Source organism: Levilactobacillus acidifarinae DSM 19394 = JCM 15949 (assembly GCF_001434835.1).
Lineage (GTDB): Bacteria > Bacillota > Bacilli > Lactobacillales > Lactobacillaceae > Levilactobacillus > Levilactobacillus acidifarinae.
The window spans coordinates 46270-60323 of record NZ_AZDV01000009.1 but is presented as its reverse complement, the minus strand read 5'-3'; the positions used below and the strand labels follow the sequence as shown (position 1 = coordinate 60323).

Annotated in this window: 12 protein-coding genes; 10 read left to right on the top strand and 2 right to left on the bottom strand. The window is 52.6% G+C overall.

Translation table 11 applies throughout. The features are described 5' to 3' along the window. Nucleotides 1-51: 51 nt before the first annotated feature. Nucleotides 52-942, bottom strand: coding sequence for a tyrosine-protein phosphatase (locus FD25_RS06025; RefSeq protein ID WP_057802370.1), 891 nt, complete (start codon nucleotides 940-942; stop codon nucleotides 52-54). Nucleotides 943-1216: 274 nt separating this feature from the next. Between FD25_RS06025 and FD25_RS06020 the strand changes: the two genes are divergently transcribed. The 4 genes from FD25_RS06020 to FD25_RS06010 are packed head-to-tail and all read left to right on the top strand — an operon-like array spanning nucleotide 1217 to nucleotide 4708. Continuing rightward, a complete protein-coding gene (locus tag FD25_RS06020) occupies nucleotides 1217-2083 on the top strand; it encodes a diguanylate cyclase domain-containing protein (protein WP_057802368.1) in 867 nt (288 codons plus the stop codon). Nucleotides 2084-2094: 11 nt separating this feature from the next. Beyond that, nucleotides 2095-2232 carry a hypothetical protein gene (locus tag FD25_RS14055; protein ID WP_157050051.1) on the top strand — a complete coding sequence of 46 codons (138 nt, stop codon included), beginning with the start codon at nucleotides 2095-2097 and terminating at the stop codon, nucleotides 2230-2232. Between the two features lies 1 nt (nucleotide 2233). Beyond that, a complete protein-coding gene (locus FD25_RS06015; RefSeq protein WP_057802366.1) occupies nucleotides 2234-3532 on the top strand; it encodes a glycosyltransferase family 2 protein in 1299 nt (432 codons plus the stop codon). A 12-nt stretch (nucleotides 3533-3544) separates the two neighbouring features. Beyond that, nucleotides 3545-4708, top strand: a complete 1164-nt coding sequence (locus FD25_RS06010; protein WP_057802364.1) for a family 8 glycosyl hydrolase — start codon at nucleotides 3545-3547, stop codon at nucleotides 4706-4708. An 86-nt stretch (nucleotides 4709-4794) separates the two neighbouring features. Here FD25_RS06010 and FD25_RS06005 read toward each other — a convergent pair whose 3' ends face one another. Continuing rightward, a complete protein-coding gene (locus FD25_RS06005; RefSeq protein WP_057802362.1) occupies nucleotides 4795-5637 on the bottom strand; it encodes an alpha/beta hydrolase in 843 nt (280 codons plus the stop codon). 301 nt (nucleotides 5638-5938) lie between these two features. Between FD25_RS06005 and allW the strand changes: the two genes are divergently transcribed. From allW to fdrA, 6 genes are all read left to right on the top strand, one after another. Then, nucleotides 5939-7447, top strand: a complete 1509-nt coding sequence (gene allW / locus FD25_RS06000; protein WP_057802360.1) for an allantoin permease — start codon at nucleotides 5939-5941, stop codon at nucleotides 7445-7447. A gap of 3 nt (nucleotides 7448-7450) precedes the next feature. Continuing rightward, nucleotides 7451-8839 (top strand): allantoinase AllB, encoded by a 1389-nt coding sequence (allB, locus tag FD25_RS05995; protein ID WP_057802358.1) that lies wholly within the window; start codon nucleotides 7451-7453, stop codon nucleotides 8837-8839. Nucleotides 8840-9119: 280 nt separating this feature from the next. Next, nucleotides 9120-10343, top strand: coding sequence for an allantoate deiminase (gene allC / locus FD25_RS05990; RefSeq protein ID WP_057802356.1), 1224 nt, complete (start codon nucleotides 9120-9122; stop codon nucleotides 10341-10343). A gap of 40 nt (nucleotides 10344-10383) precedes the next feature. Beyond that, nucleotides 10384-11169, top strand: a complete 786-nt coding sequence (gene allE, locus FD25_RS05985) for a (S)-ureidoglycine aminohydrolase (RefSeq protein WP_057802354.1) — start codon at nucleotides 10384-10386, stop codon at nucleotides 11167-11169. A gap of 24 nt (nucleotides 11170-11193) precedes the next feature. Next, nucleotides 11194-12258 carry an ureidoglycolate dehydrogenase gene (gene allD / locus FD25_RS05980; protein ID WP_057802352.1) on the top strand — a complete coding sequence of 355 codons (1065 nt, stop codon included), beginning with the start codon at nucleotides 11194-11196 and terminating at the stop codon, nucleotides 12256-12258. Nucleotides 12259-12286: 28 nt separating this feature from the next. After that, on the top strand, nucleotides 12287-14053 hold the full coding sequence (fdrA, locus tag FD25_RS05975; protein ID WP_057802350.1) for an acyl-CoA synthetase FdrA: 1767 nt from the start codon (nucleotides 12287-12289) through the stop codon (nucleotides 14051-14053). Nucleotide 14054 lies beyond the last annotated feature (1 nt).

The window sequence follows — 14054 nt, the reverse complement described above, 5'->3', positions numbered from 1 at the left end:
CGTCGTTCATGCTCACCAGCTAACCGCCTTCTGTCCCACTCTCTTCATCGTTTAACGTGTTTGAGCTTTAGGGGTGGCTAAGTAGGCCTTTTGTAATTGGGCTAAGTCGTGATTCGTCAGACCAAGTCCTTTGTGCAGGTAGGTCGTCACGTTGCCGTACTTGGCGTTGATGGCTTGGAAACTGGTATTGAGGTAAGAGGATTGCACGCCTAACACGGCCGTTAACGTGGCAAGGGTGTCGGCCTGGGCCCCGGCTGCCGTGGCCTGAGCGAGAATTTGGTGGTTACTCTGGGCTAGGTAACGGTTCGAGAGCAGGTAGTCGTTCATGATCGTGGCCCGATCGACTTTGAGGGCGGATAGAATAAGCGCAGTGGCGACACCGGTCCGGTCCTTTCCCGCAGAACAGTGGTACAACGTTGCTTGATTCTTAGGCGCCTTTAAAAGGAGCTTGAACATTTGGCGGTAGGCCTTTTTACCGTCCTTGCTCAGGACAAAGTTTTGGTAGGCCGTTTCCATATTTTGGCTACCATTTCCTTGCATGAAAGCGGCGGTGTTCAGGTGTGGAACGACCGGGTTTAAGACGGTCGTCAGGCCCTTAACTTTGGCGTCCGGCTGTTTGGCCACTTCTTCAATCGAACGTAAATCGACGGCCGTCTTGACGTGGTAAGTCTGCATCAGTTTTTGGCCGTCTTTCGCCGAGAGCTTAGCGAGAGAAGCGGAACGTAAAAGCTTGTGCGCCCGGATATGTTTACCGTCACGGTTAACGTAACCGCCCAAGTCCCGGACGTTTTCGGCACTGGCTAGTTTAATTTGCCGGCCGGTCTTAGCAGGTTGGACCACACCAGTGGTTTTGGCCGCGTGAACGCTGGCGAGGGGTTGCGCCCAGCCAAGACTGGTCGTGACCAACAGCGTAGAAAGAAGCAGTCGTACAGGTTTTTTCATGAAAATTTCCTCCTCAAAATGGGTGATTAGCTGAGGATACCAGGGGGATGTAAAGAATTGATGTTGATTGTGTAAAAGGTCTCTGGAGCGGGTAATTAAGGCGGTTTTGGAAGGCTGACCAATTAATTTTGCGAGGCCATCCGCGAATTGTTTAAACGTTTTACGTCTTAAGCGATTAATTTATTCTATAAATAATTTGTAAACTAGTGACGTTTTAAGCGTTCCGTGGTAGTCTGGTAAGAAATTGCGAAAAAAAGGAGTTGGAAATTGCGTGATGAAATTAAAAACCGTTGATAATCTAGTTTTCGTGGGGATGCTGCTAATCTTGGTCTACCAGTATGCCTTGCTGTACCTTAGCGTGATCAACGGGTCATGGCTCAATTTCCTGCTGGTAGCGGGCGCTTTTGGCCTCGGGTTATTATTAGGACGGACGACCTACATTATTCTGGGGAGCGTTCTATCGTTTGTCAGTATGAGTGCCGGGGGCCTGATGCTCCTGATGCCCTATACCCGTGACATGTATTTTTGGGCGGCCATTGCGCTGCTCACCATCACGCCACTCACGACGTATTTGATGTATCTTCTGGACCATCAATTATTAAAACGAAAGGCGCTAGCCGATCAATTGGCCCAGCTTCAGCAAGAAAAACCGGATTACGAGGTGATTACCGGGGTCCTGAACGACCGCGCCTTACGGCAGGACGTGCAACAGGAACTGAAGCTGGTCTTTTATCACGACCAGGATTACCGGTTCACCCTCACCATGGTTAAAATTGACTTTTTAGAAAGTTTAGTGAACTATCTGGGAAATGCACGGTTTAACGAATTGCTGCGGGCCACGGCCCAACACCTGGAACCCATGTTGTTTACGGTCGATCACCTCTATTACATCGGGTTGGGAAAGTTCGTGATCCTATCCCCGATGCTAGGGGAAGCGACCGCGCCAATCATGAAGACCAAACTCAAAACGAACATCGACGATATGGCCGAGCGGTTTGGCTTGGCGCGCGATGCCTTGGTCTTACGGATTGGACAGGTTTCTTACGCCACCCAAGACACGGTGGCCAATCGTAGCGTGGAAGACGCGCTCGCTCAATTGGAACGGAGTGCGGAAACGGATATCGTGAAGGAATACCTTTAGGAGGAAAGACAATGGGAAATTTTGCTTGGTTGCTCCCCGTGAGCTTGACGGTCACCGTCCTATTCGGCGTGGCGGTCGGGGTGTTAGCGGTCTGCTGGTGGCTGATCTTCAAACGGACGGTGCGCCACTTCAATACGGAAGGAAAATAACGTGCTCGATTATTTATACGTCATTGCCATTATTACCATCTGGTTGTCCTTAGTGATGACCATCGTGACTCTCAGTGGGGGCGTCATTTTTATCTTTAAACACCTCCACCACACGGACGTCGAGCATTTGCCACCGCTTGCCCGGTATCCCATGGTGACGTTGGTTGTCCCGGCCCATAACGAAGAGCTGGTGATTCAAGAGACGGTCCGGGCGATTTTGACCTTAAACTACCCGGTGACGCGCTTCGAACTACTGGTTTACGCCGATAACTGTCAGGATCAGACGGCCGCGCGGGTTCGGGCGTTAGCCCAGCGGCCCGAGTTTGCCGATCACCAACTGACCGTGATTGAACGAACCGGGAGCGGGGGCAAGGCCGGGGTCCTCAACGACGCGTTAAAAATTGCCCAGGGCGAATACCTGGGGGTGTACGACGCGGATGCGGCACCGGAGACTAATGCGCTGTATTTTCTGGTGCAAAAGGTCCTGGAAGATCCCGAACGGTATGCGGCGGCGTTTGGCCGCAATAAGACCCGGAACTATCAACAGAATTTTTTGACCCGGTGCATTAACTTAGAGATCGTGAATACTCAACGCATCCAGCATACGGGGTTGTGGCAACTCTTTAAGATTGGTCGGATTCCCGGAACTAACTTCATCATCAATAAGAAAATCGTGCAAAGCATCGGTGGCTGGAACGACGGCGCGTTGACCGAGGACACCGCCATTTCGTTTAGCCTAATGCGCGCGGGAAAGCTGATTGCTTTGGCCCACCGCGCCGAGGCCTTTCAACAGGAACCGGAGACGTTATTTGCTTACTACAATCAGCGGAAACGCTGGGCGCGGGGCAATTACGAGGTCATCATGGCAAACGTCAAGCACCTGTTCGATCGCACCCCTTGGCGGATCAAGTTAGAGGTGTTCTATTACGTGTGCACTTTTTTCTGGTTCAACGCCGCTATCGTGATTTCCAACGGGATTTTTCTGATTAACGTGTTACTGGGGACTGCCCAGCTCGCGATTCCGGGTGTACACCAGTTAGTGTCCTTGGGTGGGCCACTGGCGACCCTCTTCTTGATCAACTGGGTGCTGATGTTTTACCTGTACCTAGTTCAGATGAACATCGCCTTGGCTAGTGATTACGGGCAGGCGACGGTCACCAATTTTCTATACACGCTGGCGTCGTACTTCACCTATGCCCAGTTGTTCATCGTGGTGTCGGTGGCGGCAATGGCCGACATGGCGCGCGACAAGGTGACCGGGCAACGGCACACGCACTGGTACAAGACCCAACGATTTTAGGAGGCGGAGTTGGTGAGACGACATAAGTATCAATGGCTTTTAGGGGCCCTGATTATCTTGGTTGCGTTAGCGGTCGGGACGGCGATCTATAAAACGCAGCGGCCCCAAGCCACGGCGATGGTCAAAACCACGACGATTAAAACCCACTATCAGGCCTGGCAAAAGACCTACCTGAAAGGACAAGGACGACAACGCTTCGTGCAGACCACTAGTACGGGGGCGGTACAGACTTTGTCGGAGGCGCAGGGCTACGGGATGTTAATCACGGTGCAGGCGGCGCGTCAAGGTCTGGCCTCCCGAGCAACGTTTGATCAACTGACCCGCTATTATCTGGCCCATCGCATTAGTCGGACCAATCCACTGATGGCCTGGCGCCAGACACAACGTCAGGGGAAGATGGTCAGTACCACGGCCGAAAAGACCAGTGCGACCGACGGGGACTTGGATATCGCTTACGCGCTGATTCTCGCCGATGAGCACTGGCATGGTCGGGGCAGTCTGAATTATGGGCAACTGGCTAAGCAGTTACTGCGCGCCATTAAACGTCAGGAGCTCAACTCGGTCACGCATTTACCCAAGGTCGGCAACTGGGCCACGGCCGCTAATACGGCTAACCTGGTCCGACCGTCCGACTTGATTACGGCGTACTTCCGTAAGTTTGCGAGCTATACCGGTGATGGGAGTTGGACGCGGGTCGCACAGAATAGTCAGAGTACCTTACAGGTCTTGAGTCGCCAACACGCGACGGGCTTGATGGCTGACTTTGTGACGGTCAGCGGGACCAGTCGGCGAATCGGGACGGTGCGAGCGCGCCAGGTCTCCTCAGTCCGCGATAACCAGTACGGGTTCAACGCCTGCCGAATTCCGTGGCGGGTGGCGCTCGACTACCAGCGCTCACACAGCCAGGTGAGCCGCCAAATCGTGCAGAAAATGTTGCGGTTCTTTGCCAAACAACGGTCGATTAAGGCCGGTTATACTTTGACGGGCAAGGCCACGGTCGCTTACACCAACCAGGCCTTTACCGCGCCACTAGCCTACGCGGCGCAAACGATAGGGGATCAGAACCTGAGTCGCCAATACGTCCAGACGTTGACGGCGGCTTTGCCGACAAAGGACTATTACCCGGCAACTCTCCAGACGCTAATGTTGGTCCAGAGTGGGCGGCTAAAACGATGATCCAGTTAACTTTGATGATTAACTAAACGACTTCCCCGGTTGCGGCGGTGCCTCAAACACCGTCGTAACCGGGGAAGTCGTTTGATTTAGGAGACCAATGCTTGGGCTTGCGGGTCCGCCAAGAAGTCAATCATGGTTTGATAGTACGCCTGGGTCGTCGGGGTCACGGTGCGGTCGAAGTCGTGCTCGTGGCCCGCAACGGGGATGAGCTGGGCCGCGGGAATGGCTTGCGTGGCGAGTTGAGCGGCGGCAAACGGGATATCGGGATCGTGACGACTATGGAACGACAGGGTGGGCGGCAACTGCGCCAGTTCGGCGGTGGTCAGTGAATACTGGTCCGCATCACGGATACTGGGCAGAATCTGACTTAACCAGGTGCCAAATTGACGACTGGAAACGTAGAGGGGGTAACGGTCCTTGAGGGCGCCCGTGACCAACGGTTGGTCTTGTACCAGGGCTTGAGCCTGCATGGGCGGGACCGCGGGAAAGGCGGTGTAGAACTCGGCCGGCCGGCGGAACTCGGGGTGGTTGAGCCCGGCATACCCGTAGAGATCGAGAAAGGCGTGGGCAGGCAGACCATCTCGCAGGAGCAGGTAACCCAGATAGGCGCCGGCGGAACGTCCCATCAAGTAGAGGTTGCTGGTTAGGGTGAGCTTGGTTTGTAACGTGGCGATACTTTCCTTAAGGACAGCTAAAATGACGTCCAGTTTACTTTCGGGTGCCAGTAAGTAATCGAGCGTGATGACCTGGTAACCGGCGTCCACGAATTGTTGGAGGTAGGGCCGGGGCAGATCGTCACGTTGGCCGAATTCTAGCCCCCCACCGTGAAGGTACAGAATGGTTCCCTTTAGCGGGCGGGGACTTTCGTAGTGGGTCGCTTTAAGCGAGACGTTGGCGTGGTGATTCAATGAAATAATTTGCGCTTCCATGGTAACGAGCACTCCTTCCTTTAAGTGTATACGCTTACATTTTAGCAAATCAGAATTTTTTAAAATGACAAAAGCAAATTTTTTTCTGGTCAAAGTGGACAATGCCCCGCAAAAAGAAACCGCTTACAATTGGAACTGGTAAATAGCACAAGTTTAATTGAATGAAACTAACGGTTATCAGATTATGATCAAATGAAGTTTAGTTCGCGCGGACGGTTGCATTTGAGTTAGTCGGTCAGGCTATTTATCGAGATCTTCCTGTAATGAAGGTGAGTTTTAAATGTACTAAGGGGGTTTCGCGGTGAAAACGGACGACCAGTATGAAAACATCACCGAACAACAAGTTGCGGTTTTTAAAGCCCGCGGGTATAACGAGGATTTGTTACCCAAGACCAAAGAAAAGCGGAACATGGGTACCGGTAATTTCTTTACGTTGTGGATGGGCTCCATCCATAACATTCCCAATTACGCGGCAGTCGGGGGCTTTCTGTTTCTGGGGTTATCGCCCCTTAACGTGATGCTCGCCATCTTCTTGAGTGCCTTTTTCGTCTCAGCCTTCATGGCTTGTAACGGAATCGTGGGCTCCAAGTACGGCATCCCCTTCGCCATGCATCTTCGTTCAGCCTATGGAAATCTCGGGGCGAAGCTACCAGGCTTTCTGCGGGGTTGCGTTGCCGCAATCGCGTGGTTTGGCCTTCAAACCTATACCGGATCTTTGGCTTTGCTGATTATGCTGGGCAAGATCTGGCCCGGGTTTCTCCAAATTGGTGGCTCGACCAAAATTTTGGGGATTAGCATCCCCGGCTTAATTTCGTTTACGATTTTCTGGATTTTAAACGTGTTAGTCGGTTTCGGGGGTGGCGATATTCTAAACAAGTTTACCGCTATTCTCAGTCCACTCATCTACGTGGTTTTTGGGGGGATGGCAATTTGGGCAATCTGGGGGGCCGGTGGCTTAGGTCCGATCCTGGCGTATCACATTACCGCCACGACTCATGTGAACCCGTTGTTGGTCTACTTCATTATTTTTAACTCAGTGATTGCCGTGTGGGCGGCGCCGGGGACGAGTATTGCGGATTTTACGCAAAATGCCAAGTCCACCAAGGCGCAAGTCGTCGGGCAGACCTTAGGATTGTCGGTAGGGTACTTAATCTTCGCGTTTTCTAGTGTTGTTATCTTAATCGGTGGGTCGATTCACTATAACATCCAAGAATGGAACGTTTTAAATATTGTTGAGCGGTGGGACAGCTTTCCCGCAATTATTATTTCAATGGCGGTTTTCTTACTAACGACAATCTCAACGAATGCCACGGGGAACATTATTCCCGCCGGGTACCAGTTAACGGCGTTGTTCCCGAAACACCTGACTTATCGAAGTGGGGTCATCATTGCCAGTCTCATCAGTTTCCTGATTATGCCCTGGAAATTAATGGAAAATTCTGATAGTATTTTTATTTTCTTGAACGGTATCGGGGCGGTCTTAGGACCGGTTGCTGGGGTGATGATTGCCAACTACTTCTTTATTCATAAGCGACACGAAAATTTAGATGAGCTTTACATGGATTTGAACAAGGACAAAGACGTTTTATATCACGGTGTGAATAAATCGGCCTACATTGCGACCATTTTAGCCTTGCTGTTATCGCTGAGCGGTCAATTTATTTCCGGTCTGAAAGTCGTGTCTGATTTATCATGGTTTGTTGGATTTATCTCGGCATTTCTGATTTATCTGGGTCTCAAGTGGCTCGTGGCCAAACGCGACGTAGCCCCAATCGACCAGAATGTAAACCAAGAAATAAAGGAGGAATAAGACATGAGTCATGAATTAGTCATTAAAAATGGGTTAGTGATTCTCGAAGACGGTGGGGTCAACACGGACGTTGCCGTAGATGGTGGTAAGATTACGGCCATCGGCGAGAACTTGGATGGTCAGCGGGTTATCGATGCCCAAGGTCTCGTTGTGAGTCCCGGCATGGTGGACGCCCACGTGCACATCACACCAATGGGTGGCGGCTACCGGGATCAATGGGAAGGATACGTCACCGGGACGGCCGCTTGTGCCAAAGGTGGGGTCACGTCCTTCATGGAAATGCCATTAAACCAGGTTCCGGCAACGGTTGACGGCAAGACCCTGGAAGAAAAGTATTCCCATAAGGACGAGTTAAAGGTCGACGTGGCCTCGTTCGGGGGCTTGGTGCCCACCAACTTAAAGGGGGGCATTCAAGAACTGGACGACGGTGGTGTTGCCGGCTACAAGTGTTTCTTAGCCACTTGTGGGGATCGGTCCATCGACGGGGACTTTGAAAACGTCGACGACTACTCCCTGTACGAAGGGATGAAGCAGATTGCCAAGACCGGGAAAGTCTTAGCGATTCACGCCGAAGATGCCGCGATTACCGACCGCTTAGGCGAGATTGCCAAGGCCGAGGGGAAGACGACCTTAGCGGACTACGTGGATACCCGACCGGCCTTTACCGAAGTCATGGCCATCAAGAAGGCCATCTTCATGGCCAAGCAAACGGGTTGCCGGATTCACATTTGTCACGTGGCCTGCAAGGAAGGTGTCGACGAAGTCATCAAGGCGAGAGCCGAGGGTGTGGACGTTACCTGTGAAACCTGTGTTCACTACCTGTACTTTACCAAGGATGAATTGGACGCCATTGGACCAGTGGTTAAGTGTTCCCCACCAATCCGGGAACAAGCGCAAAAAGACGCGCTGTGGGACCGGGTCGAAGCCGGCGCGATTAGTTTCGTGACGTCCGACCATTCCCCATGTACGCCGGACTTAAAGGACACGGATAACGCGTTTGAAGCCTGGGGGGGAATTCCGGGCGTGCAAAACGACGTGGACGTGATGTACGACGAAGCCGTTCAAAAGCGGGGGATGTCGTTGAAGCACTTTGCTGAAATTATCGCGGCTAATCCGGCCGACCGGTACAACCTGGACCAAAAGGGTCGCATCAGTGTCGGTAAAGACGCGGACTTCGTGTTGATCAAGCCCAACGCACCGTACACGCTGAAGGCCGAAGACTTGGAATACCGTAACCAAATCAGCCCATACATTGGCCGTCAGATTGGCGCCCAAGTGGCCCAGACCATCTTACGGGGGCAAACGATCTACAGCCAGGACCAAGGGGTTGTGAGTGGCTTCCCTGGCCAATTTATCGAAAAAGCTGGGGCCCAAACGGCCGTGACCGAATAATCTGATTAACCAATTAATACAGTCGAAGGGTGCTTGGTGGGTGACCGCCAAGCACCTTTTAGTTGGGGAAGAATACGCGCTAAAATAGGTCGCCTCCAGGCTGTACATGGAATCATTAAAATGATGATTGATTAGCCGGAAACGCTGACTCCTCTAATCTAATTCAGTATAGGTTATAGTGGACAAAAAAAGGATTATCTTTGGCTAAAGCGTCCAATGATAGCAATTATGAAAGCGCATACAATTGGGTTGTAACAAAGTATGAAGGAGGTTCGGAACAATGGAACTCGCAACGAAACTTGATGAACGACTTAAAGCAGTTTCTTCAATCGGGAGTGATCCCACTGGTGGGATGACCCGGTTATTGTACACGGATTCGTGGTTGGAAGCCCAGAAGTACGTCAAACAACAGATGGAATCCTTCGGGATGACCACGACGTTTGACGACGTGGGGAATTTATTCGGCCGCATCGAAGGCGCTGAAAATCCGGATGAAACCATCATGACTGGTTCGCACATTGACACGGTGGTCAACGGTGGGAAGCTCGACGGTCAGTTTGGGGTTTGTGCGTCGTTGACGGCGGCAGAATACTTGGTTGCCAAGTACGGCCAACCTAAGCGTTCCTTAGAAGTCATTTCGATGGCCGAAGAAGAAGGCAGTCGGTTTCCGTTCGCCTTCTGGGGCAGCAAGAACTTCGTGGGCGTGGCCAACAACGACGAAGTGCAGGATGCGACGGACGCCGACGGCAAGAAGTTTGTGGACGAGATGCGGCGCCAGGGCTTCGATTTTAGCCCTAAGCAGACGCGGCGCGACGACATCAAGGCCTTCGTGGAAGAACATATCGAACAAGGCAGCATCCTGGAACAAGAACACGAACAGATCGGGATTGTGAACAGCATTGCTGGTCAACGGCGCTACGACATCGTGTTGAAGGGTGAAGCTAACCACGCGGGAACCACGCCGTTAAGCTACCGGCACGATGCGGTTTACGGCATGGCCAAGATGATCAACAACGCCTTGGATAAGGCCCATCAGGTTGGCGACCCATTGGTTCTGACCTTCGGGAAAGTGGTGCCGAAGCCTAACACCGTAAACGTGGTTCCGGGGGAAGTCCTCTTCACCATGGATTGCCGGCACACGGACGCCGAATACTTAGTTCAATTTACCAAAGAAATTACGGATATGATGACGCAGGTTGCTGCGGAAATGGGCTTAGACATTTCGATCGACTTATGGATGGACGAAAAGCCCGTACCAATGAGTGACCAGATCGTCAAGACCATCGAAGACAAGGCCAAAGCTGGCAAGTACAAGTACCGCGTGATGCACAGTGGCGCGGGGCACGATTCACAAATTATCGCGCCGGTTTACCCAACGGCCATGATCTTCGTCCCAAGTATCGGGGGCATTAGTCACAACCCCGCCGAAAATACCAAGTTTGAAGACCTGGTCGAAGGCGTGAAGTTAATGGCCGATACGTTATACGAATTAGCTTACAAGTAGCGTTTACACACACATTCAACTAAAAAAGGGAGTCTTTAAAATGGGTTACAAAAACAATCGTACTGGTTACCAAAAAACGTTATTAGGGTCACGGTCAGTGGTTAAGCAAGGCAACTTTGCGTTGATTCCCCACGACGGCTTAGTGAAGAACACGGTTCCTGGTTTTGAAAACGTGGACGTTTCCATCATGGGCACGCCACGGTTGGGCGCGCACTTCGTTGACTACATTGCGTCCTTCCAAAAGGGTGGCAAGCACACCGGCTTTGGTGGCGAAGGCATCGAAACGGTCGCTTACGTGGTCAGTGGGAAGCTGAAAGTTTCCGACGGCCAAGAAGACAACGTGCTGGAAGCCGGCGGTTACGCTTACTTCCCTGAAAGCGTCATCATGAAGATGGAAAACGCCCAAGACGAGCCAACCGAAGTCTTCCTGTACAAGAAGCGTTACCAACCATTAGCCGGTCACAAGGCTTACAAGATCGTGGGTAACATTCACGACCACAAGCCGGTACCGTACGAAGGCATGACCGACGTCTTACTGTGGGACTTCTTACCAACCGATGACTTGGGCTTCGACATGAACATGCACATCCTGTCCTTCGAACCAGGGGCTAGCCACGCTTACATCGAAACGCATTACCAAGAACACGGCGCTTACCTGATCAGCGGTGAAGGGATGTACAACCTGGATAACGGCTGGTACCCCGTTGAAAAGGGCGATTACCTCTACATGGGTTCCTACTCACCACAAGCCGCTTACGCCGTTGGCCGCGACGAACCACTGGCTTACGTTTACTCGAAGGATGCGAACCGCGACCCAGAAATCTAAACCAACCGCTTGGAGGGAAATACGATGGCAGACGGAGTTACCTTAGTAGATGCGCAAGAATTACAAGACTTAATGATGAACAAGTTTATTGCGGCGGGACTGAAGAAAGAACACGCCGAAGAAACGGCCCGGCACTTAACCTATGCGGACGCTTGTGGAATTCACTCCCACGGGACGGTGCGGGTGGCCTACTACGCCGAACGAATCGCCAAGGGCGGCGTCAATTTAGATCCCCAGATTACGTTTGAAAAGACGGGGACCTCGACCGGGATCGTGCACGGAGATAACGGGATGGGCCAGTACGTCTGCAACCGCGGGTTAGACTACGCGATTGAGATGGCTAAAGATACCGGTTTAGCCGCGGTCGGCGTGGAAAAGACCGGTCACAGTGGGATGCTGTCCTACTACGTGAAACGGGCGGCCGAAGAAAATCTAGTGGCGTTGGCAATGTGCCAATCCGATCCAATGGTAGTCCCGTTTGGGGGCAGTGAAAACTACTTCGGGACTAACCCGATTGCGTTTTCCGCTCCCCGGTCCAGTGGTGAAGCCTTGGTCTTCGATATGGCCACCACGGTTCAAGCCTGGGGGAAAGTCCTCGATGCCCGGTCTAAGGATCGCGCCATTCCGGATACCTGGGCCGTTGACGGCGACGGGAACCCAACCACCAATCCTCACGCGGTCCGGGGCCTGTTACCGATTGCCGGGCCTAAGGGTTACGGGTTGATGATGTTAGTCGATGTTATGGCCGGCTCCATGTTGGGCTTACCATTCGGGAAGCACGTCTCCTCGATGTACGCCGACTTGACGCAAAAACGGAACCTCGGTCAATTCTACATCTTGATGGATCCGAAGAAGTTTACCGACCTTAAGGCCTTCAAGGAACGGGTTCAACAGATGACCGAAGAACTCCACCAGATGCCACCGGCTAAAGGGTTTGACCAGGTTTACCTGCCAGGTGAACGGAGCCAGATTCGACGGAAAGAGGCTATGGCGAACGGAATTGAAGTGGCGACCGAAATTTACGACTATCTGAAGAGCGACACGGTGCACTTCGATAAGTACGATGGTCAAGGCGCTTTCGCCGAATAAATTTTTTCGAAAGAGAGTTGATCACTAAATGCTGCATACGATTATTGAAAAAAACAGTTATCAGGACTCCATCGTCCTCATGCTGCTGACGAACTATCTAGAAACTTTAGACGGCGTCAACAACGTTCAGGTCATGATGGGCACGCCTGCTAACAAGGACATCTTCAAGACGGGGGGCTTAGCGACCACAGAATTAGAGGACGCGACGCCTAACGACATGGTGATTGTCCTGGACGTGGACGATGCGGATCAAATTGATGATCTGATGGAGAAGGCTCAGGTCTACCTGGACGAACAGGGTAAAGGCAACGACGAAGACGCGGGCAACGAACGCGTCAAGACCTGGGATAAGGCGTTAGAGCTGGGCAAGGACGCACCCGTGGCCCTGATTTCGGTACCGGGGGTCTACGCCGCTAACGAAGTTGAAAAAGCGTTGGATGCGGGCAAACACGTCTTTTGCTTCAGTGATAACGTGACGATTGAAGACGAAGCCCGGCTAAAGAAGCTGGCACACGAAAAGGGCCTGCTGCTGATGGGACCAGACTGTGGAACGGGGATTGCGAACGGGTTACCGTTAGCCTTCGCCAACCGCGTGCGCAAGGGCGGTATCGGCATCGTCGGGGCTTCTGGGACCGGGATTCAAGAAGTGACGACCATCATCCATAAGTTGGGTGCGGGCGTGACCAACGCCATCGGGACCGGGGGCCGGGATTTAAAGGCCGCGGTTCAGGGCACGACCTTTAAGGACGGCATCGCGCTGTTAGATCAAGACGATAGCGTTAAGGTGATCGTGGCGATCTCCAAGCCGCCGGCAAAGGAAGTTCGCGATGACGTGGTTGACCTGTTACGGGCCGCCCACAAACCCGTGGTGGCTATCTTCTTGGGCGAAAAGCCAGAAGCCCACGAAGAGGGTCTCTACCGGGCGTACACGCTAGAAGAAACGGCGAAGATTGCCGTGAACTTGTTGAACGGGAAGGGACCGCAGATCGACGAAGCGCCGTTGACGGTGCCGGACGTTCAATTGGAACCCCAACAAAAGTACATCAAGGGGTACTACTCCGGTGGGACGTTAGCTTACGAAGCAGCCACACTGATGAACGACGCGTTAGACCTGCACGCCGAAAACGGGGTCGACGGTTACATCCTGAAGCAAGACGGTTACGAAGTCATTGATTTAGGCGACGACGTCTTTACGCAGGGACGGCCGCACCCGATGATCGACGCGACGAAGCGTAAGGAAATGATGGTTGAAGCGGGGAATGACCCGGAAACGGCCGCCATTCTGATCGACATCGTGTTGGGGTACGGAGCGCACGATAACATGGCCGGTGAATTAGAAGGGGCCATTAAGAAGGTTATCAGTGACGCGCGTGCTCAGGGTCGACAATTGCCCGTGATTGGGACCATCGTTGGCACGGATATCGACCCGCAAGACTACGCCCAACAACAGAAGACGTTGACGGACGCCGGAGTGATTCTGTGCCAGAACAACGCCCAGGCCGTGAAGACGGCGCTGGCCATTGTGGGACAATCGATCGACGAACAACCGTTAGCCGTGTTACCAGAACAGGCTTCTCACGTGACGATGCCCGTGGTGACGGACACCATGCGGAAACTCCTGGACGTGACGGACTTTATCAACGTTGGGTTAGATAGTTTCGCCGACGCCATTAACGAAAACGGGGGCCACGCCATTCAATTCGATTGGCACCCGATTGCTGGTGGGAACGTCGAGTTGCAAAGGGCCCTGCTGTTCTTAAACAAGGTCTCATTAGAACAACCAATGGAGGTGTAAT